The 26,650-nt window shown below is 33.9% G+C and carries 26 protein-coding genes and 1 riboswitch; of the genes, 8 read left to right on the top strand and 18 right to left on the bottom strand.

What is annotated here, in order from left to right; translation table 11 throughout:
• Positions 1–125: 125 nt before the first annotated feature.
• Together HHU08_RS12375 and HHU08_RS12370 are read right to left on the bottom strand one after the other, a co-directional pair.
• Entirely contained in the window at positions 126–2,258 is a 2,133-nt protein-coding gene (locus tag HHU08_RS12375; RefSeq protein WP_224427931.1) for a PAS domain S-box protein, read from the bottom strand.
• A gap of 291 nt (positions 2,259–2,549) precedes the next feature.
• Positions 2,550–2,735, bottom strand: a complete 186-nt coding sequence (locus tag HHU08_RS12370) for a cold-inducible protein YdjO-related protein (RefSeq protein ID WP_169188581.1) — start codon at positions 2,733–2,735, stop codon at positions 2,550–2,552.
• Between the two features lie 241 nt (positions 2,736–2,976).
• Here HHU08_RS12370 and HHU08_RS12365 point away from each other — a divergent pair, with 241 nt between their 5' ends.
• A complete protein-coding gene (locus HHU08_RS12365; RefSeq protein WP_101731175.1) occupies positions 2,977–4,155 on the top strand; it encodes an alanyl-tRNA editing protein in 1,179 nt (392 codons plus the stop codon).
• A gap of 51 nt (positions 4,156–4,206) precedes the next feature.
• Here HHU08_RS12365 and recQ read toward each other — a convergent pair whose 3' ends face one another.
• The 4 genes from recQ to HHU08_RS12345 form a co-directional block, all read right to left on the bottom strand.
• Positions 4,207–6,363 (bottom strand): DNA helicase RecQ, encoded by a 2,157-nt coding sequence (gene recQ, locus HHU08_RS12360; protein WP_205835769.1) that lies wholly within the window; start codon positions 6,361–6,363, stop codon positions 4,207–4,209.
• A gap of 270 nt (positions 6,364–6,633) precedes the next feature.
• Positions 6,634–6,795 carry a YjcZ family sporulation protein gene (locus HHU08_RS12355; protein WP_169188579.1) on the bottom strand — a complete coding sequence of 54 codons (162 nt, stop codon included), beginning with the start codon at positions 6,793–6,795 and terminating at the stop codon, positions 6,634–6,636.
• 28 nt (positions 6,796–6,823) lie between these two features.
• Positions 6,824–6,931 carry a YjcZ family sporulation protein gene (locus HHU08_RS12350; protein ID WP_084668742.1) on the bottom strand — a complete coding sequence of 36 codons (108 nt, stop codon included), beginning with the start codon at positions 6,929–6,931 and terminating at the stop codon, positions 6,824–6,826.
• Between the two features lie 136 nt (positions 6,932–7,067).
• Positions 7,068–7,358 carry a hypothetical protein gene (locus HHU08_RS12345; protein ID WP_169188578.1) on the bottom strand — a complete coding sequence of 97 codons (291 nt, stop codon included), beginning with the start codon at positions 7,356–7,358 and terminating at the stop codon, positions 7,068–7,070.
• 366 nt (positions 7,359–7,724) lie between these two features.
• Here HHU08_RS12345 and HHU08_RS12340 point away from each other — a divergent pair, with 366 nt between their 5' ends.
• Positions 7,725–8,453, top strand: a complete 729-nt coding sequence (locus HHU08_RS12340) for a ZIP family metal transporter (RefSeq protein WP_016203789.1) — start codon at positions 7,725–7,727, stop codon at positions 8,451–8,453.
• A 57-nt stretch (positions 8,454–8,510) separates the two neighbouring features.
• Here the strand turns inward: HHU08_RS12340 and HHU08_RS12335 are convergent, their stop codons facing one another.
• Positions 8,511–9,338, bottom strand: a complete 828-nt coding sequence (locus HHU08_RS12335; protein ID WP_169188577.1) for a formate/nitrite transporter family protein — start codon at positions 9,336–9,338, stop codon at positions 8,511–8,513.
• A gap of 118 nt (positions 9,339–9,456) precedes the next feature.
• A complete protein-coding gene (locus tag HHU08_RS25470) occupies positions 9,457–9,588 on the bottom strand; it encodes a hypothetical protein (protein WP_263479860.1) in 132 nt (43 codons plus the stop codon).
• Positions 9,589–9,983: 395 nt separating this feature from the next.
• On the opposite strand from HHU08_RS25470, the gene HHU08_RS12330 reads away from it, so the two are divergent.
• Positions 9,984–11,603, top strand: a complete 1,620-nt coding sequence (locus HHU08_RS12330; protein WP_016203787.1) for an ABC-F family ATP-binding cassette domain-containing protein — start codon at positions 9,984–9,986, stop codon at positions 11,601–11,603.
• A 30-nt stretch (positions 11,604–11,633) separates the two neighbouring features.
• Here HHU08_RS12330 and HHU08_RS12325 read toward each other — a convergent pair whose 3' ends face one another.
• Both HHU08_RS12325 and HHU08_RS12320 read right to left on the bottom strand, forming a co-directional pair.
• Positions 11,634–12,785: a D-alanyl-D-alanine carboxypeptidase family protein gene (locus tag HHU08_RS12325; RefSeq protein ID WP_101731178.1), complete on the bottom strand. Its 1,152-nt coding sequence runs from the start codon at positions 12,783–12,785 to the stop codon at positions 11,634–11,636.
• Between the two features lie 158 nt (positions 12,786–12,943).
• A complete protein-coding gene (locus tag HHU08_RS12320; protein WP_016203785.1) occupies positions 12,944–13,897 on the bottom strand; it encodes a lysylphosphatidylglycerol synthase domain-containing protein in 954 nt (317 codons plus the stop codon).
• A gap of 466 nt (positions 13,898–14,363) precedes the next feature.
• Here HHU08_RS12320 and pflB point away from each other — a divergent pair, with 466 nt between their 5' ends.
• Positions 14,364–16,607 (top strand): formate C-acetyltransferase, encoded by a 2,244-nt coding sequence (gene pflB, locus HHU08_RS12315; protein ID WP_016203784.1) that lies wholly within the window; start codon positions 14,364–14,366, stop codon positions 16,605–16,607.
• Between the two features lie 99 nt (positions 16,608–16,706).
• Positions 16,707–17,438, top strand: a complete 732-nt coding sequence (gene pflA, locus HHU08_RS12310; RefSeq protein ID WP_169188576.1) for a pyruvate formate-lyase-activating protein — start codon at positions 16,707–16,709, stop codon at positions 17,436–17,438.
• Between the two features lie 70 nt (positions 17,439–17,508).
• Here pflA and HHU08_RS12305 read toward each other — a convergent pair whose 3' ends face one another.
• From HHU08_RS12305 to HHU08_RS12285, 5 genes are all read right to left on the bottom strand, one after another.
• The gene (locus HHU08_RS12305) at positions 17,509–17,652 is read right to left on the bottom strand and encodes a hypothetical protein (RefSeq protein ID WP_169188575.1); all 144 of its coding nucleotides are present in this window, start codon (positions 17,650–17,652) and stop codon (positions 17,509–17,511) included.
• A gap of 281 nt (positions 17,653–17,933) precedes the next feature.
• Positions 17,934–19,049, bottom strand: coding sequence for an IS4 family transposase (locus HHU08_RS12300; RefSeq protein WP_100525938.1), 1,116 nt, complete (start codon positions 19,047–19,049; stop codon positions 17,934–17,936).
• Between the two features lie 198 nt (positions 19,050–19,247).
• Positions 19,248–20,072: an ammonia-dependent NAD(+) synthetase gene (gene nadE, locus HHU08_RS12295; protein WP_169188574.1), complete on the bottom strand. Its 825-nt coding sequence runs from the start codon at positions 20,070–20,072 to the stop codon at positions 19,248–19,250.
• 12 nt (positions 20,073–20,084) lie between these two features.
• Positions 20,085–21,545: a nicotinate phosphoribosyltransferase gene (locus HHU08_RS12290; RefSeq protein WP_101731182.1), complete on the bottom strand. Its 1,461-nt coding sequence runs from the start codon at positions 21,543–21,545 to the stop codon at positions 20,085–20,087.
• A 28-nt stretch (positions 21,546–21,573) separates the two neighbouring features.
• Positions 21,574–22,113, bottom strand: a complete 540-nt coding sequence (locus tag HHU08_RS12285) for a cysteine hydrolase family protein (RefSeq protein WP_016203779.1) — start codon at positions 22,111–22,113, stop codon at positions 21,574–21,576.
• Between the two features lie 514 nt (positions 22,114–22,627).
• On the opposite strand from HHU08_RS12285, the gene HHU08_RS12280 reads away from it, so the two are divergent.
• The 3 genes from HHU08_RS12280 (at position 22,628) to HHU08_RS12270 (ending at position 25,287) form a co-directional block, all read left to right on the top strand.
• Complete coding sequence (locus HHU08_RS12280; protein WP_016203778.1) at positions 22,628–22,924, top strand: hypothetical protein; 297 nt, start codon at positions 22,628–22,630, stop codon at positions 22,922–22,924.
• Between the two features lie 30 nt (positions 22,925–22,954).
• On the top strand, positions 22,955–23,743 hold the full coding sequence (gene yidC / locus HHU08_RS12275) for a membrane protein insertase YidC (protein WP_169188573.1): 789 nt from the start codon (positions 22,955–22,957) through the stop codon (positions 23,741–23,743).
• Between the two features lie 76 nt (positions 23,744–23,819).
• Positions 23,820–23,879, top strand: a riboswitch (Fluoride riboswitch).
• Positions 23,880–24,009: 130 nt separating this feature from the next.
• On the top strand, positions 24,010–25,287 hold the full coding sequence (locus HHU08_RS12270) for a voltage-gated chloride channel family protein (RefSeq protein ID WP_169189674.1): 1,278 nt from the start codon (positions 24,010–24,012) through the stop codon (positions 25,285–25,287).
• A gap of 159 nt (positions 25,288–25,446) precedes the next feature.
• Here HHU08_RS12270 and HHU08_RS12265 read toward each other — a convergent pair whose 3' ends face one another.
• From HHU08_RS12265 to HHU08_RS12255, 3 genes are all read right to left on the bottom strand, one after another.
• Positions 25,447–25,650 (bottom strand): DUF6501 family protein, encoded by a 204-nt coding sequence (locus HHU08_RS12265; RefSeq protein ID WP_169188572.1) that lies wholly within the window; start codon positions 25,648–25,650, stop codon positions 25,447–25,449.
• Positions 25,651–25,722: 72 nt separating this feature from the next.
• Entirely contained in the window at positions 25,723–25,923 is a 201-nt protein-coding gene (locus HHU08_RS12260; protein ID WP_016203774.1) for a hypothetical protein, read from the bottom strand.
• A gap of 181 nt (positions 25,924–26,104) precedes the next feature.
• Positions 26,105–26,509 (bottom strand): gamma-glutamylcyclotransferase family protein, encoded by a 405-nt coding sequence (locus HHU08_RS12255; protein WP_016203773.1) that lies wholly within the window; start codon positions 26,507–26,509, stop codon positions 26,105–26,107.
• Positions 26,510–26,650: the final 141 nt, after the last annotated feature.

The raw sequence follows: 26,650 nt of genomic DNA, 5'->3' as shown, positions 1-26,650 counted from the left end.
CAAAAAAAAGAACAGGTAGTTGATAATTCGATTACGTATATGACAATCCAATAACAAACACAATACGAATCGTCAGAATAATCAATTAACAAATGCCTGTTTTGTGATGAAAAATTGATGTTATTTTAATCCACTGAAGGTAATGTGATATGGAAGCTTGTTCCTTTATTTTGTTCACTATCAATATATACCTTGCCATTTAGATTTTCAATAATTTTAAAACTAACCATTAATCCTAGTCCGTTACCGTCTTTTTTTGTCGTGAAGAACGGTTCGCCTAGTTTTTTTATTTGTTCTTTGGACATACCTATTCCACTATCTTTTATCATAATGGTAATGTCTTCGTCCTCTCTTTTCACGGTAATCTCAATAGAACCACCGTTCGGCATTGCTTCTACAGCATTTTTTATAAAATTCAAGAAAACCTGCTTTAATTTATTTTCATCGCACTCTACAAAGAGATTTGGCTCTTCATAGATACGATTCAACTTAATTTTACTTTTTCGCAGCTGATAATCTAAAATAGAAACAACATTATCAATAATTGGAAGAAGTGGCTTCCTTTCTAACACAGAAACAGTTGGCTTTGAAAGAAGCATAAACTCTTCTACAATGGAGTTTACTCTTTCAATTTCATCTAGAATGATATCGAAATATTCCTGTCTATCCTTTTCTGTTTCATCCATACTTAAAAACTCAGCATAACCTTTTATAGACGTTAGTGGATTACGAATCTCGTGGGCAACACCAGCTGCCAATTGTCCGACAGCTGCCAACTTATCTTGTCGATGAAGAACTTCCTCTGTTCTTTTCTTTTCCGTAATATCATTCCTAATGGCTAAATATTGATAAGGTTTATTATTTTTATCTAGAAACGGCACGATAGTTGTATCTACCCAATAATAGGTACCATCTTTTCGTTTATTGCGGATTTCCCCTTTCCATATTTCGCCTTGCGCTATTGTCTGCCAAACGTTTCGGAAAAACTCTTTCGAATGATAACCTGAATTAACAATGCGGTGTGTTTTCCCTATTAATTCCTCTCGAGTATAGCCAGATATCTCACAGAATTTAGAATTAACCTTTGTAATAATCCCTCTTTTATCGGTAAAAGCAATGATGCTTGATTGCTCTAAAGCATATGTTATATCACTAACTTCACGAACAGACTCTTCCAATTGAAGCTGAACATTTTTTTGCTCTGTTATATCTCGCCGAATGGCAACATACTGATATGGGGATCCCTCTTTATTTAAAAAAGGAACGATTACAGTATCAACCCAATAATGTGTACCATCTTTTGCTTTATTAAGTATTTCGCCTCTCCATATCTCCCCTTTGTTGATGGTGTTCCATAGTTCACGAAAAAATTCAGGCGAATGATGGCCCGAATTAACAATACGATGATTTTGTCCAAGTAATTCCTCTCTACTATACTTGGAAAGTTCAACAAATTTATCGTTTGCATAAGTAATCATGCCGTTATTATCTGTAAAGGCAACGATGGCGGATTCATCCAGTGCATGCTGCATATCTCTAACATCGATTGTCCCAACATCTATTCGCTCTCCGATTAATGTACTTGTACCAATTAATCCACCTAAAACTAAGACAGACACAAATAATGCAATATAAATGATAAAACTGCTTTCGTAAGAATCTTTTGCAACTGAAATTTCTGGTGCACTTATGTTACTTAAAAGAATAAAATGACTAACCATACATACACTTGTCATTAATAAACTACATAATGGTCGAATCCATTTTTTTAGTAATACAGGTATATTGACCGGATAAAAAGAAAGCCAAATAGAAAGCCAAAAACCTATATATAATAGTATAAAACTGATGAATAATTGCGGAATTTGATAGTACACCATACTACCTATTGAGTAAAATCCTATGATTGAAACGGATAATAAAGATAGACTAAAAAAGAAAGCCGATACATAAATTCTTCTTTTCTTTTTCTCCTTGTCCAATAAGGCATAAAACGCCATTCCACTAAAACAAATACCAACTACCATCGATAAGATCGTGATCGGGATATTATAGTTTGCGGTTGCATATACATTGGTAATCATCATGTCAATAAAACTCAATATCCAAAATCCAAATCCTATTGTAAATGTACTTGCTAGAAATAAAAATCTACTATTTTTCTCCCTGTTCTTCACTAATTGAAACAAGTCAAAGGAAGAATAGCATGCCATATAGACGATTAGGATGCTAATAAAAATCAAAATGGAGTTAAACAACAAAAATCCTCCTAATCTATTCCAAAAAATAACACACCCTTAAAGTTCCGGAAATGGACTATCTTTAAGTTTGCATTCTATTTGATTGTAAATCAAATAAAACAGATAAGAAAGTATTTTTCTATAAATCATTCACAAAATAGTCACATTACTGTTAATTATAGGAGGGAACTTAGGGAAAGTTAGCAAATAAGGAGTGTTTTAATAATGAGGAGGAGGATAGAGTTAAAATGATATCAGTGGATGTATCATTCACACTGTTGCTCATTAACCCTATCGCTCGGGTTAAGATTAATTACTAATTTGGGGAAGCTCTCTCATTTCCACTGATGTTTGATCTCCACACAATGGACAAAGAAGATCATCTGTTGCAAAATCTTTCCTCATCCAACCATTGCATGAATTACATGCATATACTTCCATACTCATTAATATTTCTTCCGGCTTTTCTTCTGCACCTTTTCGATTAAAAAACATATGAACGCCCCCCTTTTTACTATATTATTGCCAGTACATCCAATATTTATGTGTTAGTATGATTATTTCTGCTTTTATCCCACTCTTAACACGAGAAGTAAGCCCCCCATCGATGGAAGTTTTCTTTATGTGAAATCATTAATTGACATGTTTGATATATCTACTAAAAATTCTTCTAATTCTGTAACTCAGCTCCATATTTATGGTAATATGATGAAAAACGGAAGAGAAGGAGCCGCAAATGTCTACAAAATTATATTATTCCAATCCATACGAAACAAAGTGGACAACCGATATAGAGAAAATTATCGAAGAAGAGAACCGAACTTTTGTCATTTTAAAAGAAACAGCTTTTTATCCAGAAGGTGGAGGTCAGCCAGCTGACACTGGTACTATAAATGGAATTCGTGTAATAGATGTTCAAATAAAGAATGACCAAATTTACCATCTAGTTGAAAATAAGCCAGAAGAACAGACTGTTGAATGTGTAATAGACTGGAATAGAAGATTTGATCATATGCAACAACATACGGCACAGCATTTATTATCAGCTGTTCTTGAAGAGTTATATAGCATTCCGACAGTGAGCTTTCATTTAGGAAAAGAGTATACAACTATTGATGTGGATACAACGGATTTAACGAAAGAACAAATAGAAACGATCGAAACAGCCTGTAATACATATATTATGAAAAATTTGGAGATTAAAACCTATTTTACAAACCATGAGGAAGTAAACAAATTTCCTTTAAGAAAGCTACCTGAAGTGACTGGTGATATCAGAATTGTCGAGATTGAGGGAATAGATTATTCAGCATGTGCAGGAACACATGTCCAAAGAACTGGCGAATTAAGCCTTTTTAAGATTATGAAAACGGAAAAACACCGCGGTCAGATTAGAGTATTTTTCCTTAGTGGCTGGAGATCTCTTTATGACTATCAAACCTCTCAAACGATATTGGACCATTTAAGTAGCCATTTTAAAACAAACAAGCAGCAGCTGGAAGATCGTATTAATAAACTAGAATTAGAGAAGAAAGCCTTAAACCGAGAAGTAGAAGTTCTAAAATCAGAGAATACTGCCTTTTTAGGAGAACAAATACTTGCTGATCAAAACGAAAAAATAATCTTTTTGCAATTTGAAGAGAAAACCATGAAGGACTTATCGACTCTTGCTAAATATATAATACAACAATCTAGCTATATCATTTTATTAAGTTCGCAATTAGAGAAGAAAGTGCTATTACAGCATAATGGAGACTATTCCCTTCATTGTGGCAAACTGCTTAAAGAAGCAATAAAAGATTTTGAAGGAAAAGGTGGTGGAAATGAGCTGTTAGCACAAGCTACTTTCCCGTCCATCCAGCAACTAAATGCATGTACTAGTAAAATAAAGGAAACTTTACAAAGCATTTTATAAATAAAAAGTCATTGGTGGATTTGATGATAAATCCTCCCCAATGACTTTTTATTAATTCAATATCTGTTGCCCACGCTTTTCTAACATAATAGCAACTTTTATCATAAAATAACTAATTTCTTCTGGAAGTTTTTCTTTAAGTGGTTTTAATTTATCCATACCAACTTTTTCAATAGCTTTTACAACTTTCACTTGATCTTCAGGCTTAATAAATTTTGTCCAATCAACTTCTAATTGTTCTTCCCCACAACGAAGTAGATGATTTTCTATCGTTTGTAGATTTAATTCTCTTTGTTTCGCTATTTCTTTCATCGCTAACCCTTTTTTCCATAAATCTAGGGTTACTAAATGAGAATTTTCTACACTTTTCTTCGAGCGTTTTTCCTTAATTGTTCTTGATTCCTTATTCTCACTATCTTCTAATTCAGATAAATTATGCTGGTCATTTTTAAACTTAACAATATGCTCGATCATCGTATCTCCATATTTTTGTAGCTTATGATCACCGATTCCTTTAATTTCTCTAAACTCTTCATGCGTAATAGGCATGGTAATGGAGATAATACGTAAAGTTTGATCTGAAAAAACCACAAAAGGTGGAACATTTTCTGCCTCCGCCAATTGTTTACGAATCTTTCTCAAATACTCAAATAAAGTATTATTTTCAGAAACTTTTACCGTCACTACCTGCTCTTTTCGTTCAACGGTTGTTTTACCTAAAAGAACATCCTTTCCTTTATTTGAAACTTTTAATATCGGCATCGCACCTGTACTTACATCAATATATTGCTCAGAAATTAAAAACTCAATAAAATCACTTATTTCCTTGGCTGATTTCTCCTTCATAAGCCCATAGGTTTTAATACGATCTAATTGAAAATCTATCAATTTCTTGTTTTTAGAGCCTGTTAATACTTGGGCAATCATAGTTTTTCCGAATCTTTCGCCCATTCTAATCATACATGACAATACTTTTTGGGCATCAACCGTAACATCAATTATCGTTCTTTCATCTGTACAGTTTGAACATTGCCCACACTTTTCTGCATGCTCATCACCAAAATAATGCAAAATATATTCTTGAAGGCAATCTTCTGTATGACAAAAATTAATCATCGATTGCAATTTATCAATATCTTGCTTCTGTTTATCTGGATCATTTATTGTCTGGTCAATTAAAAATCGTTGGATGCGAATATCTTGGGCAGAATATAGTAAAATGCACTTGCTCGGTAAGCCGTCACGCCCTGCTCTTCCCGCTTCTTGGTAATAGCCCTCCATGTTTTTTGGAAGCTGGTAATGAATTACATATCGAATATTACTTTTATCAATACCCATTCCAAAAGCATTTGTGGCGATCATAATCGATACATCATCTTTAATAAACGCTTGCTGTTCCGCCTCTCTTTGTCCATCACTCATTCCGCCATGATATTTCGAAACGGAGTAGCCCTTTTTTAATAACCGATCATGTAGTTTCTCAACCTCTTGTCTTGTAGCTGCATAAATAATTCCTGACTCTTCTTTATTTTTCTTTAAAAATGATTCAAGAAACTTCCCTTTATCTTGTCCCTTTATTATCGAAAAAGATAAATTATCGCGGGCAAAACCAGTTTTAATTGTATTTTCCCAAGGAATATTTAATAATTGACATATATCTTCATGAACTTTAGGTGTTGCAGTTGCTGTTAATGCAGCAACAATTGGTTTATCAGATAATCTATTAATCATAAAGCCGATTTTTGCATAGCTTGGACGAAAATCATGTCCCCATTGCGAAATACAGTGAGCCTCATCTACTGCGATAAAAGAAATCGTAACTTCTTTTAAAATCTCAATAAAATAATCTGCCTCTAGTCGTTCTGGAGCTAAATAAAGTAATTTATAATGTCCATTTTTAATATCGTACACTCTTTCCTGCACTTCATTGCTATGTAACGTACTATTTATATACGTAGCTGGAATACCAACTTCTGTTAGTGTATCTACCTGGTCCTTCATTAAAGAAATTAAAGGAGAAATAACAATTGTTAATCCTGGAAACATCATCGCAGGAACCTGATAACAAATTGATTTTCCTCCGCCAGTTGGCATAATTCCTGCAACATTTTCACCATCCAACAAATGTTGAATAATCTCTTCTTGTCCTTTTCTAAAATTATCATATCCAAAGTACTCTTTTAAAATACTACGCGCTTTATCCATCATCATAATATTCTCCCCGCTTTTAACCGAACATTTCTTTATCTCATTGTATCACTAATTAAATTTAATTTGAATGAATCATAAAGCATATGATTGCTTGTCCACCAACAATAATAAATTTTTCTCCATTCATTTAATAAACAGCCTAACTATGCCTATTGATTTATTAATTGGTTTGGCATAGCCAGACTGCTCTTTTTATACAAAGTTCATTTCAGCTTTTATAGTCTAAATAAAGCAGTACGTTACTCTTTTTCTATTTACAATCATTAATTATAACCAAGCTGCTCCAACGATGATTAATAATATGAATAATACAACGATCAATACAAAGCTATTTCCGAAACCACCACAAGAAGCTACTGGAGCTGCAACTGGTGCAGCATACCCGCATCCACAATCATTATAACCATATCCACCATAACCGTAACTCATTTATAAAACACTCCTTTTTCTATCTTTCTTAATATGCAAAACCAACGTAACTAGAACCTACAATTATTAATAAAATGAATAGCACTACTAGTAGAGCGAAACCTCCACCAAAACCAGCTGCTGGGCCACCACTCATTTATTCCACCTCCCTCATACACATAAGCATCATATGAGTCTTGAGTTTGTCCTGTTTGGGCGCTTCAAAAAAAGTTAGATAAGTTTCTCAATATGTAGGAAGATTCCTTCCTGAAAGGAATCTTTCGTTTGATTGATCAAAAGAAAGGAATAAAAGCTAATGCAGCAATTAATCCTAATGAAACACCAAATGCTGCGGCCCCAAAGCCCCATCCCCATCCCCAACCCCAGCCAGGTCCGTAACCACGTCTAAATCCATATCCCAATCCTCCATAACCGCGGCGATTACCGCCAATCGGTCTAATATAGACTTTATTTGGAGTAACTCTTTCGATTATTCCTGTATGAACCTCACCACTATGAGTACGGATGCGCACACATCTTCCGACACCTCTTGAGCACTGATTATAAAAATTATTAGCAGACATTATATGACACCTCCAACCGTTAATCCTTAATATCCTATGTACAAGTCTAAAAAAAGAATGGACAACTTTCATGAAAAAAGCGCGGATATTTTTTACCTGTACATAGAAGTAAAATCGTTAGCACTATGTCGTATCTTGAAGATCTATTGAAATAGAGAATATAAAGCTTGAAAGACATATACATATTCCTATTTAGAAATGCAAATAATTTAAAGGGCATAATTAGATATTGAAAAATATAATTTATTGAGACAAAAGATGAAATAAAGTGAAACTTCCATCAGTGGGAGTTTTACTGTCCGTTAAGAGTGGGATAAAAATAATCCTATATATAAGGTAGAAATTTAAGTAAAAGGAGATTTTACTATGTTACAAGCGGCAATGTGGGGAGCAATTGCAAGCTTTTCATTGCTTGCAGGTTCTATAACTGGATTATTTCTGGCCATTCCCAAAAAAATTATTGCTTATTTAATGGCTTTAGGTACAGGTATTTTGATTGGTGCTTCTTCCTTTGAGCTTTTAATAGAATCTATACATAAAAGTGGAATTGTAAAAACTGCGGTTACTTTTTTAGCTGGAGCTGGTTTATTTACCTTAATTGAAATTTTTCTCTATCAAAAGGGTGGCTCCAATCGCAAGAGATCACATAAAAATCCAGCAGGGCATTCTGGGTTAGCGATTTATGCGGGGACATTGATGGATGCTATTCCTGAATCGATGATTATCGGCTTAAGTTTATTAAATACTCACAAAGTGGATTTCCTCTTCCTAATAGCCATTTTCATCAGTAATTTTCCTGAATCTTTATCTTCTACAGTTGGTTTAAAACAGGACAACTATTCAATTAGGAAAATTTTATTCTTATGGAGTAGTGTTATGCTTATTTCTGCTATTAGCAGTTCGGTTGGATATTTATTTTTAGAAAATGCATCACCTGTTATGCTTTCAGGCATACAGTCATTTGGTGCTGGTGGTTTAATTGCGATGGTTTGCTCGACTATGCTTCCTGAAGCATTTGAGCAAGGAGGACCTACTGTGGGATTTGTTGCGTGTGTAGGATTAATTTTTTCTTTAAGTATGAGCCATCCGGGATAGAGACTGTCGCAGAGCATATATTCCGACAGTTCTCCTAGTCCCTTTAAATATTAATTATTATTTTGCTATCGATCTTGACGAAGCAACTCGTAAAGCAGAATCTTTGTCTTCCTTTTTCTTCTTCGGAAAAATATAGAGATTTAACGCGCCTACAAAGAATGCTCCTCCAACAATATTACCAATTGTTACAGGTATTAAATTGTGCAATGCGTTTGTAATTGTAATAGTTTCTGGATGAGGAACAATTAGTGCAATAGAGAAAAGTGCCATATTTGCCACGCTATGCTCATATCCTGAAATCATAAAAGAAAACACGATTAATATAGTTGCAATAATTTTCCCAACATCGCCTTTAATGTTCATAGGGATCCAAATAGCCAAACATACTAACCAGTTACAAAGTATCCCTCTTATAAACAATTCTACTGTTGTAGCACTCATTTTTGAATTCGCAACATCCATTAGCCATGTTGTTTTAGGAGCCAAACTAAATAAACCGGAATAATAGATCAATATAGCAAAAAATAACGCTCCAACCAAATTGCCAAGATAAGTAGTTACCCAATTATAAATAGTATCCTTCCAACTAGTGGCTCCAGACAAAGTACTCATTGCAAAAGCCATCGTATTACCGGTAAATAGTTCTCCACCACCATATGAAATAAGCACCAAGGCCAATCCAAAAAATAAACTAGTCATCATATACGTAGCCGGTGAATGAACATCAAAAAAGGGCTGTGCTAAACGATAACATAACATTAAAGCAAAACCAATGTATATGCCTGCTAATATTGCCTTCACAAAATAACGAAAAAAAGATTCATCAATCGTTTCTTTCTTTTTTATCGCATAATTAATTGCTTTATCGATTGGGTGTATATCCATTGCGATACCTTCCTTTCTGTATATAGCTATTATACAAAAGGAGAATCGCTTTATTTTGTGAAAAAATGAACATTTTATAACAATTAATTAAATATATGTACTATCGCTATTTTAAATTTTAATTTGTTGTTGTTAGTTTATTATTTTGTTGAATTGCTACCGAAAATTGAGACCTTGGCTTTGTAAAGCTAATTTTGATACCGGATTTTTTCATTTTATTAACCAACTCAACTAGCTGTTTTTTAGCCATATAAACTACTCCTTTACTTCTTAATAGTTTTAGTGTACTAGAAATTTATGAAGAAATTATGAACAAATCATAAATAATTTTAGACTATTTGCTATTGGTGAAAAGACCTACTAAATACTTAAACCCTTCTTCTTTATAAATTCTATCCATGGAAAGAAAACCCTTTATTTTTTGATATTTTTTTACCCTATCTTTCTATTATGATAAACATGTTTTCTTTTTTCTATCGGGCGTATTTCATATTTTTGTTCATTTATTTTGAAAACTACTTTCTTCTAATAATCTTAGAATAGATTTATTTAAACAGATATGTAGGAAGTTTAACGAAAATAATTCGCTCTTCCATTCTAATAATGGTATAATTTGAAGGATATTGTAGTTTGGAGGATTTTTATATGATAACAGTTACGAATGTAGGTCTTCGATATGGTGATCGTAAATTATTTGAAGACGTTAATATTAAATTTACACCTGGAAATTGCTATGGATTAATCGGAGCAAATGGTGCTGGAAAGTCTACTTTCCTAAAAATACTTTCTGGTGAGCTAGAGGCACAAACAGGAAATGTTTCTTTAGGACCTGGGGAAAGACTTGCTGTTTTAAAGCAGAATCACTTTGAATACGAAGAGCATGAAGTACTTAAAGTAGTAATCATGGGTCACACTAGATTATATGAAGTGATGCAAGAAAAAGATGCTATTTATATGAAAGAAAATTTCACGGATGAAGATGGCATGAAGGCAGCTGAGCTTGAAGGAGAATTCGCTGAATTAAATGGTTGGGAAGCAGAATCAGAAGCAGCTATTCTTTTAAAAGGCTTAGGTATTGGTGAAGATCTTCATTATAAAACAATGGCTGAATTAAATGGTTCTGATAAAGTAAAGGTTTTACTAGCTCAAGCTCTTTTCGGTGAACCAGATGTACTTCTACTAGATGAGCCTACTAACCATCTTGATATAAATGCGATTAAGTGGTTAGAAGAATTTTTAATCAACTTTGAAAATACTGTCATTGTTGTTTCCCATGACAGACATTTCTTAAATAAAGTTTGTACCCATATTGCGGATTTAGATTTTAGCAGAATTCAAATCTATGTTGGTAACTATGACTTTTGGTATGAGTCCAGTCAATTAGCTGCTAGAATGGCAAATGATGCAAACAAAAAGAAGGAAGAAAAAATCAAAGAACTTCAAAACTTTATTGCTCGATTCAGTGCAAATGCTTCTAAATCGAAACAGGCAACATCTAGAAAGAAATTGCTTGATAAAATTTCATTAGATGACATTAAACCATCATCTCGAAAATATCCATACGTTGCCTTTACTCCGGAGCGAGAAATCGGAAATGATTTATTAAGAGTAGAAAACTTATCAAAAACAATTGATGGGGTAAAAGTTCTTGATAATGTAAGCTTTATTATGAATAAGGACGATAAAATTGCGCTTGTTGGTCCAAATGAATTAGCAAAAACTACCCTTTTCCGTATTTTAACTGGTGAATTAGAGCCAGATAGTGGTACGTATAAATGGGGCGTTACAACTTCTCAAAGTTATTTCCCTGCTGAGAACTCAGAGTATTTTAGCGAGGACGATGCTACACTGGTTGATTGGTTACGTCAATATTCTCCAAATGACCAAACAGAAAGCTTCTTAAGAGGATTTTTAGGTCGCATGCTGTTCTCAGGGGAAGAAGTATTGAAAAAGCCTAGCGTTCTATCTGGTGGAGAAAAAGTTCGTTGTATGTTATCGAAAATGATGTTAAGTGCAGCAAACGTTCTACTACTTGATGAACCAACAAATCACTTAGATTTAGAATCTATTACGGCTTTAAATAATGGATTAATCAACTTTAAAGGTTCTTTAATTTTCACTTCTCATGACCATCAGTTTGTGTCAACAATTGCTAATCGCATTATAGAGATTACTCCGCAAGGACTGGTTGATAAACAAATGAATTACGATGAATATTTAGAAGATGAAGCACTACAAAAAAACATTGCAAACATGTATAAATAAGTAATAAAAAAACCGGGTTCGCCCGGTTTTTTAACGTTTAATCACTCTTCTTTTCATAAAAAATATACACCCTAATGCAATAGGAAGAATAAATATAATTCCTGGAAATGAAGATTTTTTTTCGTCCTTTACTACATCTTCAGTAATTTCCTCTTTAAAAGTCTCCTCTGCTGGCATTACTTTAGCTAATTGTATAGATTGAAGAATATCGCCATTGTCATTTTCTATCATTAATAAGCCAGACGACGTTACTTCTTCCTCTCCTTTTGTATGTGGAACAGTGATTTTCTCTTCTTGCATCGTTTCATATGTTGTCCCTTTAACAAAAAACGATTTTCCTGCTGGAATCACTTTATGTGTATATTGATTAAATCCATATTCCAATAACTCTTTTGTATCATTATATACGTCACGCTTATAATTCCCTTTTAAAACAATAGCGATTAAACTTAACTCCTCATTTGCTGCAGTTGTTGCCAATGTTTGTTTGGATTCATTAACAAAACCTGTTTTCCCACCAGTTACTTTGTCATATGGCCTAGAACCATTAACCATTTGATGATGGCTGACTAATGTTGTATCCCAAGATAAACCATCCCATTTTAGTTCATCAGTTCCAAATATTTCTCGAAATATTTCATTTTGCATGGCATATTTGGTGATTAATGCTAAATCATTAGCAGTTGTATAATGATCCTTATGAAAAAGGCCATTTGGATTTTTGAAATGTGTAGAATGAACGTTTACTTTCTCTTTTAAAAACTGATTAATATTTTGTTCAAACTCATCTATGGACCCATCAAGGTATTCTGCAATGGCTATTGCAGCATCATTTCCTGAATTAATTAACATGCCATCAATTAAATGCCTTAACGTTACTTGTTCACCTTGTTCTAAGTAAACCCTTGTCCCTTCTGTTGAGTATGCATTCTCACTAACTGTAATAATATCGTCCAAATTCCCTTTTTCAATAGCATAAATGGCCGTTGCTATCTTTGTTAAACTTGCTGGATACATTTTTTTATATCCATTCTTTTCAAATAAAACTGCTCCAGTATCACTATCCAACAAGAAAACTGCTTCACTTATTAAGTCTAGTTCCCTACTTTCCGTCGCCTTACTTATTGCAGGAAAACTAAATAATAGTAAAACGAAACATATTGCAATTGTCGTTTCCCTCATTTTCCCCCACCTATTTATTTTCTATATTTAAATACCATGACTATTGTACCAAATAAATGAGAATAATAAATGACAATTAGAATATTGTCACAAAAATGAAATCCTTTTGTTTTTGTGATGAAAACTACTCAAATATGTGCAATCTATGAAAAAATAGGTTACTCACTGGATAGTCCTCTTAAAAAAGCAGCTGCATTTTTCTTTATATTCTTTCCAACTTCAAGCAAGAAAAGAAAGACTGCGATTAAAAACGGCAAAAGATAGTAGCCAACACGGTATAAGAATAATACGATCAGCATCTGTTCTGATTCCACCCCTAAAGATTCGATCCCCCACAAAAACACTAGTTCAAAGGATCCCATCCCTCCTGGAATCATACTGATAATACCCGTACATGCAGCAACTAAAAATAGCAAGAAAAAATCTCCAGCTGAAACCGGTAATTCAATGATTTGGGCGATAAAATATAAATAGGCAAATAGAAAAATCCATTCTAATAAAGACACAGCTATTAGGCCAATCATTTGGTTTCGGTCAAAGGCAAAGCTATGTAACTTTGCTTTCTTATAACTAACTAATAAGATAGGAAAGATTAACCCTACAACGATAATAGCTGCAAATATCCATAGATGCTCTCCTATTAAATTCAATCTTCTGCTATAAAGAATAGCAATCCATGCTAATAAACTAATTCCTGATAGATAGAATAAGGTAACTACGGCAATCCCTTTAAATAATTTTTTTCGATCTGTTTCATATTGTTTATAAAAATAGTTGCGTAAAGCAATTCCTATTAGTCCACCAAACCCGATTAAATTAGAAAAAGAGTTACTAATAAAAGAATATTTCCCGACCTCTACAAAAGGAATATCTTTCTTTAAATGCTTTACAAGAAAAAAATCGTAAAAAAACATGGGAAGAGTCGCCATAAATCCGCCTAATACAATGTAAAACAAACTATGATAAGGAATTGTCTGTAAGTATCCATATATAAGGTGCATATCCGTTGACATAATCATATTTTTAATTTCGCGTAAAATGATGATAAATATGACAATCGGTAGTAGTATCTTCGCCATATTAATCCAGATTTCTTTTTTTCTGATTAACATATTTACCACCTCTTACATTTCGATTGTTTCTACTCTAGTAATTGAGACCTAGAATTAATCATACCTTATCTACAATAGAAAAGAAAAGGAACTTTTTTCTACGTTCTTATCAAATAGATTTCCTTTCCTATCCAATAGTATGGACAAAATGATTGTCACTATTCTATTAAAAGGAAAACTTCTCCTCTCCTTCTAAAAATAAAAACGTCCTATTGTATAACAGTTAGTGAAAAACGAAAGAAATCTATATAACAGTTATTTAAAGGTTTTTCCCTTTCTTCTTTTAATTATTTTGAGAAAACACGCTTTAAGCAGTTGGTACTACTGGAGTTCACATTTACGACACAGAATATTCGCAAGATGTACACATTTATTGTGATTGTTCTCACACATTATCTGTTATAGTTAAAACAGAAAGAAAAAAGCTTTCTGTTATATATTTTTATTAAATCATGAGGTGATTATAATGGAAAAAGTTGAAACAACTAATTATTGGGAAGGCTTTAAAAATGGATCATGGCAGAAAGAAGTAAATGTTCGTGACTTCATCTTAAAAAATTTCAATCCATATTATGGTGACTCTGCTTTCTTATCAGGTCCTACATTAGAAACTACACAATTATGGGAACAAGTAATGGAATTAAGTAAATTAGAACGAGAAAGAGGCGGCGTTTACGATTTAGATACAGATATCGTATCAACGATAACTTCTCACGGTCCTGGTTACTTAGATAAAGCGAAAGAAAAGATTGTCGGTGTACAAACAGATGAACCTTTCAAACGCTCTTTCCAACCAAATGGCGGAATTAGAATGGCTGTCCAAGCTTGTGAATCTTATGGCTATAAAGCGGATGAAGAGCTAGAAAAATTCTTTAGTGAACACCGCAAAACTCATAATGCTGGAGTATTTGATGCTTATACAGATGAAATGAGATTAGCTAGAAAAGCTGCTATCATTACAGGTCTTCCAGATGCATACGGCCGCGGTAGAATTATTGGAGACTATCGTCGCGTCGCGCTATACGGTGTTGACTTCCTAATCAACGAAAAACAAAAAGATAAAAGAGCGACAAGTTCTGTTATGACAGAAGAAACAATTCGATTAAGAGAAGAAGTTTCTGAGCAAATTCGTGCCTTAAACGAATTAAAAGAATTGGGTGCAGCTTACGGTTTTGATTTATCAAGACCAGCAGCTAATGCTCAAGAAGCTTTCCAATGGGTATATCTTGGCTACCTTGCAGCAATTAAAGAACAAAACGGTGCAGCAATGAGCTTAGGACGTGTATCTACTTTCTTAGATATTTATGTAGAAAGAGATATAGAAAACGGTATATTAACTGAAAAAGAAGCACAAGAAATTGTTGATCACTTTATTATGAAGCTTCGCCTAGTTAAATTTGCTCGTACACCTGATTATAATGAATTATTCAGTGGCGATCCTACATGGGTAACAGAATCTATTGGCGGTATGGCTAATGATGGAAGACCTTTAGTTACAAAAAACTCTTTCCGCTTCCTTCATACATTAGATAACTTAGGACCTGCTCCAGAGCCAAACTTAACTGTTCTTTGGTCCACTCAATTACCGGAGAACTTTAAAAAATTCTGTTCACAAATGTCTATTCAAACTAGTGCTATCCAATATGAAAACGATGATGTCATGAAACCTCAATGGGGCGATGATTACGGCATAGCTTGTTGTGTATCAGCAATGGAAATTGGTAAGCAAATGCAGTTCTTTGGAGCACGTGCTAACCTAGCTAAATGTTTATTATATGCAATTAACGGTGGTAAAGATGAAAAGTTAAAAGTCCAAGTTGGACCTAAATTCGCTCCAATCACTTCTGAATATCTAGATTACCAAGAAGTATCGGAGAAATTTGATAACATGATGGAATGGTTAGCTGGACTTTATATTAACACATTAAACGTTATCCACTATATGCACGACAAGTATAGCTACGAAAGAATTGAAATGGCTCTTCATGACACAGAAATTCTTCGTACTATGGCTACTGGTATCGCTGGATTAAGTGTTGTGGCTGATTCCTTAAGTGCGATTAAGCATGCAAAAGTAAAAGTTATTAGAGACGAAAATGGTCTAGCTGTTGATTTTGAAACAGAAGGTGATTTCCCTAAATATGGAAACAACGATGATGCTGTTGATAGCATTGCAATCGGACTTGTCGAAAGCTTTATGAAAAAATTACGCAAGCATCAAACATATCGCAATTCTATGCATACTATGTCTATTTTAACCATTACTTCCAACGTTGTTTATGGTAAAAAGACTGGTAATACACCGGATGGTCGTCGTGCTGGTGAACCATTTGCTCCAGGTGCTAACCCAATGCATGGTCGTGATACAAAAGGAACTTTAGCATCCCTATCTTCTGTTGCTAAATTACCTTACGATTATTCTCTAGATGGTATTTCTAACACATTCTCTATCGTGCCGAAAGCACTTGGTAAAGAAGATGATGTACGTGTAAACAATTTAGTATCTATTTTAGATGGTTATGCAGCAAAAGCTGGTCACCACTTAAATGTTAACGTATTTAACAGAGAAACATTATTAGATGCTATGGAACATCCAGAATTGTATCCACAATTAACGATTCGTGTATCTGGATATGCAGTTAACTTTATTAAATTAACTCGTGAGCAACAACAAGACGTCATTAGTCGTACTTTCCACGAATCTATGTAACAAAAAGGACGGTTGAGGGATTTTCGCATGATCCCTCAACCCTACTTCTTACAGTGCTACTTTAATGGCTCGCGGGTTTATTATAAGGAGGAAATAATCATGAACGGTAATATACATTCAATTGAAACATTTGGAACGGTGGATGGTCCTGGTATTCGCTATGTAGTGTTTACACAAGGCTGCTTGCTTCGCTGCCAATTTTGTCATAATGCAGACACTTGGGAAATTGGTACTGGAAAGCAAATGTCTGTAGAGGACATTATCAATGATTTAAAAACATACCTTCCTTTTATCGAACCTTCTGGTGGAGGTATTACTGTAAGTGGTGGGGAACCATTATTACAAATTCCATTTTTAATCGAACTATTTAAAGCGTGTAAAAAACTCGGCATTCATACAACCATTGACTCATCTGGTGGCTGTTATTCAAAAGCCCCTTCTTTTCAAGCGCAATTAGATGAATTAATGAAATATACGGATTTAGTTTTACTCGATTTAAAACATATCGACCGTAAAAAACATATTAAACTAACAGGAATGGGTAATGATCATATTTTAGATTTTGCTACCTATTTATCCAGCAAAAAAATCCCGATCTGGGTACGCCATGTATTAGTCCCAACCATTAATGATAACGAAGAAGATTTAACTAGACTAAGTGATTTTATCGCTACTCTAGAAAATGTAGAAAAAATTGATATTCTTCCCTATCATAAATTAGGTGTTTATAAATGGGAAACGCTCGGTCTAGAATATCCACTTAAAGGAATAGAACCACCTACGCAAGAATCTGTTGATTTTGCGACTACTATTTTAAACAGAAATAATTAAAAGCATTTTCCCAAAAAAAGAGACTTGAATTTCATATTAGAAGTTCAAGTCTCTTTTTCAAGTATGCTATTTAAGCACTTCTGTCTGCAAATGGAGGATATGGTGGGTATGGTGGGTGTGGATGACGTTTTTTTCCTATCGCTAGTTCGTATTCAAAAGATACAGGAATATTTAAAAATACAAAATCGACATCTAAACCAAGAATTTTAAACATTTATTTCCCTCCTTTGATTTTTTTCGTACAAAACATTTAAATTAATTGCATTTACATATTTTGTACTTTCCTTATAGGGTATGCCAAAAAGTAGTACATGCTTGTGCAGAGTAATTATTTTGATATTGAAAGTCACTAGTGTTGCATAAATTTTGTTAGAATATTCAGTTTAAATATGTCCCCTGTTAAGAGCCAAAAAAGTAAATACCCAACTAAAGGTGGATCCATCCATTTGGAAATTTTTTTACAATTAGACTTAAGAGACGACGACAATTTGTTTATTAAGGAATGGTTTTTCCTTCAATCTTTCGAAGCCAAATATGTGCTGGTTTCCACAAAGCTGCCCGTAAATATCGGCTAATTTGTAGGGTTTTTCGTTTACTTTTTGTCTCGATTTGTGCGAGAACATGCAGGCAAAAAACAATAAGTGCGATAAACACTTGATTCTGAATTGCCCATTCGCTTTGGCCGTAAAACTTTTTGATATGGAGATGTTGTTTAATCCATTTGAAAAATAACTCAATCGCCCAGCGTGATTTATACATCTTTGAGATTTCTTCAGCACTTAAATCAAAACGATTTGTGATTAAATGAAGCTCATTTCCTTTTGAATCAATCACTTTTAGAAGACGAAAGTAATTTTCGGCACGGTTTTGCGTCGTACCAATCAACACCATTTGATCCGACAAAACAGATGTATTCTCGGGTAGTTTAAAATCGTAAACCTCCCGTATGACTGCGTTTTTTCGCAGCCTAGAAAGGAAAAAGTAGCCGTCATCTGTCATCCGATCAAAGCGTTCGTAGTCTAAGTAACCACGGTCAAACACATACATACATTCCTTGTCATCAACCATTACTTCAAGCTGACCGCGGTCATGTTCTTTGGCCGTTGTCATAATGGCCTTTTCGGGATAGGATATACCTTTTTCCATAAACACAAGGCGTAAGTGCAATTTAACACCCGCTTTTGTTTTGCGGAATTTTGCCCATTTATGATTAGTCAAATTGAGAGGCAATGTGCTTGAATCAATGATTTTTAATGGCATCACAAGTTTCGTGTTGTGCGTTTTGGCATGAATTTGTGAAACTAAATCAAGGAAAAGCTTTTGGAATAAGTCTGGATTCATGCCATTTAAACGGCGTGAGAGTTGGGAAATACTGATAGAATCAAGATCAATGCCCTTTTGCAGTTGATCATCGAAAAGACAATCGCTCAGCGCATGCAGACTTTCGACTTCTTCTAGCTGCGCAAAAAGTAATAATTTTAGAAATGACTCTGTCGTTAGTTTTTTCGTATAGAAATCTAATTTCAACGTTTTCACGTTTTCTTCAAATAATTGAAGATTTATTGGTGAAAACCATTGTCCAAATGAAGTTTTTCGTGTAATCTTGTCCATGCGATAGTCCTTTTTAGTGGATTTGGACGGGTTACCACCTAACTTATCCATTATAAAGGACTTTTTCTTTGCATAAAATGATAAAATTGAACATTTCAAGTATTTTTAATAGTTAAATTAAATTAACGCAACACTAGTGATTGAAAGTATATAAAATAAGAGGAATTGAGATTAATTACTCAATTCCTCTTATTTTTACTATTCTTTCCACCACTCATCAAACATAGATGCTGGAACTTGTCTCTTATGCTCTGTCATTAAATAGCGTGCTTCAATTTTCTCCGCCACATCTTGTGTAACTTCTTTTCCTTCTAAATAATCATCTAATTGATCATACGTTATACCTAGTTCCGTTTCATCTGCTTGTCCTGGTTTATTATCTAATAAGTCAGCTGTCGGAACTTTTAGGTAAATAGCTTCTTCCGCTTTTAGTTCTTTTAATAATTGCTTTCCTTGCCTTTTCGATAAACCTGTTAACGGTAGTACGTCTGCACCACCATCCCCGTACTTCGTAAAGAAACCCGTAACAGCTTCTGCAGCATGATCAGTGCCAACTACAAGTAAATTTTCTTGTCCACCTATTGAATATTGCGCAATCATCCGCATTCTAGCTTTTACATTCCCTTTATGATAGTCCGCTAATGGAGTTTCACTCATTCCATCATATACTTCTTTTACTCCATCTACAGGAGTTTTAATATTAAAAACATACTCTTTATCCGCTTTAATAAATTCTAGTGCTCGTTTCGCATCAGCTTCATCTGTCTGAACACCATAGGGTAGTCTAACTGCAACAAATGTTGCATCATGCCCTTCCTCTCGAAGTTGTTCAACTGCAAGCTGTGCCAATCTTCCAGCCAAAGATGAATCTTGTCCTCCGCTAATTCCTAATACGAAACCTTTTGAGTTTGCTTTTTTTGCATAATCTTTTAAAAATTGGACTCTTTTTTCAATTTCTGCTTTTGGATTAATATCAGCTTGAACATTTAAATCCTTCATAATTTTTTGTTGTAAATTACGCATGATTTTTCCTCCTTATTTGCGGTTTTGAATAGATATCTTGACCTTTTCTATGTGGTTCATTTTATTTTCCCAACATAACGGACTTAAATCCACCGGATACTCTTCTGGATTTAAGGAACGCTTATATTCATCCCAAAGGATTTCTAAGCTTTGCTCAGAATATTTTTGGATAGAAAAGATATCTGGCGTCTCGTATACTAACTTACCATCCTTAATTACATCTTGGTGTATATCTACTGCTGTAAAATTTGTAACAAATTTGCTGATGTACGTATGGGTCGGATGGAACATCTTTAAGCGCTCATCTGTTTCCGGATGTTCAGATTCCATACAGATATAGTCTCCTTCTGATTTCCCATTGACATCATTTATAATTCGATATACCCTTTTTAATCCAGGTGTAGTCACTTTTTCTGGATTGCCGCTGATTTTAATCGTATCTTGCATATTACCGGCTTCATCTTCTATAGAAACGAGTTTATAAACGCCACCAAGCGCAGGTTGATCGTATGCTGTGATTAATTTTGTTCCAATTCCCCAAATATCAATTTTTGCTCCTTGTGCTTTTAAGTTAATAATCGTATATTCATCCAGATCATTACTTGCTACAATCTTTGTATCGTAGAAACCTGCTTCGTCCAACATTTTCCTAGCTTCTTTCGATAAATAAGCTAAATCGCCACTATCCAAGCGGATTCCCCGAAAATTTATACTATCTCCTAATTCCTTTGCTACACGAATGGCATTAGGAACCCCAGAACGTAATGTATCATAGGTGTCAACTAAAAATACACAATCTTTATGTCTTCTCGCATATTTATGAAAAGCAATATACTCATCATGATAAGCCTGTATCATCGAATGTGCATGGGTTCCTGAAATCGGAATGCCGAATAACTTTCCTGCTCTTACATTTGATGTTGAACTAAAGCCACCGATGAAAGCTGCTCGTGTTCCCCAAAGGGCAGCATCCAGCTCATGGGCACGTCTACTGCCAAACTCCATTACAACCCCATCGCCAATTACATTTTTAATTCTTGAAGCTTTCGTTGCAATCAATGTTTGGTAATTCACAATATTCAAAATGGCTGTTTCCACAATTTGTGCCTGTGCCAGAGGCGCTTCAATTCTCATTAGTGGTTCATTTGCAAAAACCACTTCTCCTTCAGCTGCTGAACGGAGACTTCCGGTAAATCGCAAATCTTTTAAATAGGCAAGAAAATCCTCTTTAAATCCCTCTTGCCTTAAATACTCGATATCGCCTTCTGAAAATTGGAGATTCTCTAGATACTGAATCACTCGCTCTAAACCAGCAAAAACAGCATAGCCATTATTAAAAGGCAATTTTCTAAAATATACTTCAAAGACTGCATTTTTTTCAGCAATACCGTCCTCCCAGTATGTTTCAGCCATATTTATTTGATATAAGTCAGTATGTAACATTAAACTGTCATCTTTATAATTAAAACTCATTAATAGTCCTCCTGCAAACCCTAAACGACTAAAGGATAGTAGCTCCTAGTACATTTTTAAAGTGATCCAATGCCCATTGATGGCCAATTTCATTAAATGAAGCAACGGCATTTTCATATATATGGATGTTATAGCCAAGATTATAAGCATCAATTGCGGTATGGAGCACACATATATCTGAACAAACGCCAACTAGATAAATATCTTTAATCGATCTTTCTTGCAATTTTATATGTAAGTCTGTGCCTGCAAAAGCACTATATCTAGTTTTATCCATCCAATAAACATTGGTTAAATCCTTATGGTCCTTATATATTTTTTGAAGCGTTCCATATAAATCTCTTCCCTTTGTTCCAGCGATATTGTGAGGTGGGAAAAGCTTAGACTCTGGATGATATGGATCATCTAACGTATGCAAATCGATTGCAAAAACGGTATAATCTCCATTGTTGATAAAATTCTGAGTGATTTTCACTAATTCTTTTTCTATTACAATGGCAGGTTCTCCGCATGGTAGATTACCTTCAACAAAGTCAAAGGTGTAATCTATATTAATTAGAGCTTTCATTAAATCCCCCCTTAAATTTCAGAACTCATTAAAAGACAGTACTCGTAAAGATTGTTGCTATTACCAGCAGACGGAATACACTTCGCTTTCCGTGGGGCTCGCGCTGAGATTCCTCAGTTTCGCCTCCGGGGTCTCACCTGTCTCGCAAGCATCTACGTGTATTACGGCTGCTCCATTTTTCCGACTAATTCTTTTCTCCTATTGAAAAAACAACAATCTTTAGAAAGCAGCCTATTAAAAACATCATTTTTAGAATACACCTTGATTTATATTTAAACTATCCTTTATTATACCATTCATTTTATTTTTTCCTATTAGAAATAGTTAATTCTTCTGATTTTATTCAAATACTCCTTCTTATAAAAGTTGCAAAAAAGTTTTTATATAAAGCCTTCACAAATTGTCATAAAAAATTCTAAATCTCTTTAAAATTCTACTATAGCCCCAGTTGAAAATTGCTTTTCATCATTGAATTAGATATAATTTTATTGTTCACTAATAACGAGGTGTATAAATGATTGATTTATTATTAGACTTTACGTTTTTTCCTAGTTATCAAACGGTTTACTATACATTTTTAGTAGGTCTAGTACTGAAATATTTATGGGATTGGAACATAAAAATAACTGTTCAACAAGAGTTTTTTGCTTCAGAACAGCAACTATCTTTAGATGTTTCGATTACGACAATAAATATGAATGTTCAAAAATATAATACTCCTATTTTGCACTGGATTGTTAAAAATATCCGTAAAAGAATAGAGAGCTCACATGATGATCCTGAGAAACCAAATTCCTCCTTTGTTATCTAATATTTAACTAACAAATTTGGAGGAATTACGTTGAAAAAATTATCTAAAAATACTTTATTAATTATGCTATTAGGTTTATCTACTGTTTTATTAAGTGCCTGTTCTTCATCCACAGCAGGAAATAATGATGGGTTTTTCCATAAAATATTTGTTGAGCCTTTCATTGCAATTATTCATGGAACAGCAGATGTCTTTGTAGGCAGCTACGGTCTTGCGATTATATTGATTACATTAGTTATTCGTTTGGTCCTAATGCCTTTAATGCTTAAACAATATAAAAACCAACAGCTGATGAAAGTAAAAATGGATTCAATTAAACCTGAAATGGAAGCAATTCAGAAAAAAATCAAAACCACAAAAGATCAAAAAGAACAGCAAAAACTGCAAATGGAAATGATGGATTTATATAAAAAAAATAATATTAATCCTTTGAATATCGGTTGCTTGCCTATGCTAATACAAATGCCAATTTTAATGGGCTTCTATTATGCTATTCGTGGTTCTCAAGAAATAGCAACCCATTCATTCTTATGGTTTAATTTAGGTCAATCTGACCTTATTTTAACAGCGTTAGCTGGTATTGTTTATTACCTGCAGTTTAGAGTATCACAAAGCACGATGACCCAAGAGCAACAAAAACAAATGCGTATCATGGGATTGATTTCGCCTATTATGATCGTAATGGTGTCTTTAAATGCCCCAGCAGCATTACCGCTTTATTGGACGGTTGGTGGTATATTCCTTATTTTCCAATCTCTATTAGGAAGAAAGTTATATCCCCCTCAAACTAATACTGCTAAAGTAGTTACAGAGAAATAATAGTTCACTTTAAAAGCTTTAGGGCATTATTCTTATTTACCTAAATACTGGCATATTGTATAATTAATTGTACATTAATTTAAAAGGTGATGGAGTTCACCTTAAACGCGTTAGAGCTGATGACTCCTACTAGAGATGTAACCTGAAATGGTTCTTTCCCTAGTAGGAGTTTATTTTTTTTTATTAAATGTACCATACTAACGTAAAAAGGAGAGAGAGAATTGAATAAGTTAAAACAAAGTATTGTAACTATTTCTTCTCAAAAAATGCAAATTGGTCTACTATTTTATATCGTAAAATGGATCATTTTAGGTGGAAGCGTAGGACTTTTAGCTGGTTCAGCTTCTGCATTTTTTTTAGCAAGTTTAGACTGGGCAACAAAAACGCAGCAATTTAATTCATGGTTGTTATTTTTATTACCAGTTGGAGGAGCCCTCGTCAGTTTTCTATATTGGAAGTTCGGTCAAAATTCCTCGAAAGGAAATAACTTGATTATTGAACAAGCACATGGTGCAAAGGAAAGTGTATCCTTTCGGATGGCACCTTTAGTCCTTTTTGGTACATTAATAACTCATTTATTCGGTGGATCAGCCGGACGTGAAGGGACTGCCGTACAAATGGGTGGTGCTTTTTCTGAGTTAGTAGGAAAAATATTTAAATTAGATGAAATGGACCGGAAAATTATCATGATTTGTGGAATTAGTAGCGGGTTTGGCTCTGTATTTGGCACCCCACTTGCAGGTACAGTATTTGGGCTAGAAGTATTGGCAATTGGTCTTATTAGACATGAAGCAATCTTCCCCAGTTTTGTAGCAGCTTTTGTAGGAGATATCGTAACTAGTGCCTGGGGTATACATCATCACCATTATAATATCGGTAGTATTCCAGAATTATCATGGCTGTTGATTCTAAAAATTGTGATAGCTTCCGTCCTTTTTGGTTTAACAAGTACATTATTCAGTGAATTAACTCACTGGCTAAAGAAGACTTATACAAAAATATTTCCAAATCCAGTAATTAAAAGTTTTTTTGGTGGAGTTGTTGTGGTGATTCTTGTTTTTATCGTGGGAACAAGAAAGTACTTAGGGCTTGGTATTCCTTTAATTGATCAAGCATTTGAAGGAACAGTATCTTTCTTCACTTTTTTAATAAAATTAATTTTCACAGCTTTAACACTAGGGGCGGGTTTTCAAGGTGGAGAAGTTACTCCATTATTTGTTGTAGGTTCAACATTAGGAAGTGTTTTAGGAGATATTTTATATGTCTCAGCTCCATTTTTGGCTGCACTAGGATTTATTGGGGTATTTTGTGGCGCAACAAATACACCAATCGCATGCTTTATTATGGGAATTGAATTATTTGGTTTAGAAGCAAGTATTTACTTCTTTATCGTTTGTATTATTAGTTACCTATTTTCTGGGCACACAGGAATCTATACTTCTCAACAAATTGAGATTTCAAAAAACAGATGGATTGAAATACCGAAACAATCAACATTAGCCTCCATAAAAAACCAGAAGAGTAAAAAAACTAAAAAGACCTAGTATATACGAAGGATTAGAATTTACTTTTCTGTCGATATTTCCCAATAGGATAAAAGGAAACTTCCATCAGTGGGGATTTTCCTTCCTCCCCCACTGATGGTTAGTTGAACCACTCGGACGTTTGCACAACGCTTTTGTCATTAAAGACATCTTAAACTTTTATATGCTTTGAAAGTAATCTTTGTAAAAACCGCCGACTTTTCCAGTGTTGTCCACAACAAAGTAAAATTCCTCTGTTTCGTTTTTTACTTCGTATTCTTTTCCTACTGTTAATACTCTATTAACAATGTATTTACTTGCATCGGTATGTATACATTTTACTTTTTTGATGGATGATTTACTTTCCCAATTTTGATGTATCATTTGTTTAGCTCCCTTCATTCTAGTACTATCCTAGTATAAAGGGAAAACGATACATAGCGCAACAAGTTCTCATTATGAAACCAAATTCTGTTTTTCCTTTGTCATCCATTTCATCTTATTTCTTTCAAAAGTAAACCATTTGCCTGTATCTGCTTGGTAAAAAGTCATATAACACAAGCCATTAATCCAATCTAAGCGTTTGAAATCCATAGCATAATAGGATGTATGATTATACTTGATAGCATATAAATTATTATGTTCTTGAATAAACATATTATGACCTTCTTTCCATGATGTCGATATTATTCTATACCACAAAAAAACGGTCCATTAAACCAAAAAACTATATTGGTAACATTTATTATAAAGAAAACTTCTTACAATGGAGTTTTTCTCATCCCCCATCTAGCTTCTTCGATTTTCCGCAAGCTTATAGTGGGGTTCTTACTGCTCGTTAAGAATGGGATATAGGTTTATTTCGAAAAGCTCTCCAACTATCCTCCATAATTTCGTTTACAAGCATTTCTTCTTGATTACAGACATAAACAAATGCCTCCCAAGTTTTATCCTCTTTATGTACGGTAACTACCTTTCGCTCATATAAATTATCTGTTCCAATAGGATTGTAATCTTCAAATTCATCTAAAATAGGTACATCTATTACTGGGACTTCATAAAGCTCACCTAACACTTTTTTATGGTCATCGATTATCAGAAAAGGATATTCTAACCTTGCATCAAATAATCTGCCATATATCCACACATTTTCAGCAAGACAAGGATAGTTCTTCATCATATAATGATTTACTTCATCCTTCAGCAAGGATCCATATACAAAAACAAGTACTGTTTTTTTCATTCCTTACTTTCCTCCTATTTAAATAATGCATTTTTATTAAGAGACGGTCCAAAAACATTATTCTATTATAAAGAAAACTAACCATCAGTGTAGAGCCAACTACCGGTTAAGAGTGGGAAAGAAAATAATACAGAGTGTTTC

The organism is Niallia alba (assembly GCF_012933555.1).
Lineage (GTDB): Bacteria > Bacillota > Bacilli > Bacillales > Cytobacillaceae > Niallia > Niallia alba.
The sequence above is the reverse complement of the archived record's forward strand: the minus strand, read 5'-3'. Positions and strand labels throughout refer to the sequence as shown.

Bases quoted from the DNA above. Each gene is read 5' to 3' on its own strand.
- HHU08_RS12370 (WP_169188581.1), bottom strand. From the start codon at position 2,735: ATGTTTTTTAATCGAAAAGGTGCAGAAGAAAAGCCGGAAGAAATATTA.
- HHU08_RS12365 (WP_101731175.1), top strand. From the start codon at position 2,977: ATGTCTACAAAATTATATTATTCCAATCCATACGAAACAAAGTGGACA.
- recQ (WP_205835769.1), bottom strand. From the start codon at position 6,363: ATGATGGATAAAGCGCGTAGTATTTTAAAAGAGTACTTTGGATATGAT.
- HHU08_RS12355 (WP_169188579.1), bottom strand. From the start codon at position 6,795: ATGAGTTACGGTTATGGTGGATATGGTTATAATGATTGTGGATGCGGG.
- HHU08_RS12350 (WP_084668742.1), bottom strand. From the start codon at position 6,931: ATGAGTGGTGGCCCAGCAGCTGGTTTTGGTGGAGGTTTCGCTCTACTA.
- HHU08_RS12345 (WP_169188578.1), bottom strand. From the start codon at position 7,358: ATGTCTGCTAATAATTTTTATAATCAGTGCTCAAGAGGTGTCGGAAGA.
- HHU08_RS12340 (WP_016203789.1), top strand. From the start codon at position 7,725: ATGTTACAAGCGGCAATGTGGGGAGCAATTGCAAGCTTTTCATTGCTT.
- HHU08_RS12335 (WP_169188577.1), bottom strand. From the start codon at position 9,338: ATGGATATACACCCAATCGATAAAGCAATTAATTATGCGATAAAAAAG.
- HHU08_RS25470 (WP_263479860.1), bottom strand. From the start codon at position 9,588: ATGGCTAAAAAACAGCTAGTTGAGTTGGTTAATAAAATGAAAAAATCC.
- HHU08_RS12330 (WP_016203787.1), top strand. From the start codon at position 9,984: ATGATAACAGTTACGAATGTAGGTCTTCGATATGGTGATCGTAAATTA.
- HHU08_RS12325 (WP_101731178.1), bottom strand. From the start codon at position 12,785: ATGAGGGAAACGACAATTGCAATATGTTTCGTTTTACTATTATTTAGT.
- HHU08_RS12320 (WP_016203785.1), bottom strand. From the start codon at position 13,897: ATGTTAATCAGAAAAAAAGAAATCTGGATTAATATGGCGAAGATACTA.
- pflB (WP_016203784.1), top strand. From the start codon at position 14,364: ATGGAAAAAGTTGAAACAACTAATTATTGGGAAGGCTTTAAAAATGGA.
- pflA (WP_169188576.1), top strand. From the start codon at position 16,707: ATGAACGGTAATATACATTCAATTGAAACATTTGGAACGGTGGATGGT.
- HHU08_RS12305 (WP_169188575.1), bottom strand. From the start codon at position 17,652: ATGTTTAAAATTCTTGGTTTAGATGTCGATTTTGTATTTTTAAATATT.
- HHU08_RS12300 (WP_100525938.1), bottom strand. From the start codon at position 19,049: ATGGACAAGATTACACGAAAAACTTCATTTGGACAATGGTTTTCACCA.
- nadE (WP_169188574.1), bottom strand. From the start codon at position 20,072: ATGCGTAATTTACAACAAAAAATTATGAAGGATTTAAATGTTCAAGCT.
- HHU08_RS12290 (WP_101731182.1), bottom strand. From the start codon at position 21,545: ATGAGTTTTAATTATAAAGATGACAGTTTAATGTTACATACTGACTTA.
- HHU08_RS12285 (WP_016203779.1), bottom strand. From the start codon at position 22,113: ATGAAAGCTCTAATTAATATAGATTACACCTTTGACTTTGTTGAAGGT.
- HHU08_RS12280 (WP_016203778.1), top strand. From the start codon at position 22,628: ATGATTGATTTATTATTAGACTTTACGTTTTTTCCTAGTTATCAAACG.
- HHU08_RS12270 (WP_169189674.1), top strand. From the start codon at position 24,010: ATGCAAATTGGTCTACTATTTTATATCGTAAAATGGATCATTTTAGGT.
- HHU08_RS12265 (WP_169188572.1), bottom strand. From the start codon at position 25,650: ATGATACATCAAAATTGGGAAAGTAAATCATCCATCAAAAAAGTAAAA.
- HHU08_RS12260 (WP_016203774.1), bottom strand. From the start codon at position 25,923: ATGTTTATTCAAGAACATAATAATTTATATGCTATCAAGTATAATCAT.
- HHU08_RS12255 (WP_016203773.1), bottom strand. From the start codon at position 26,509: ATGAAAAAAACAGTACTTGTTTTTGTATATGGATCCTTGCTGAAGGAT.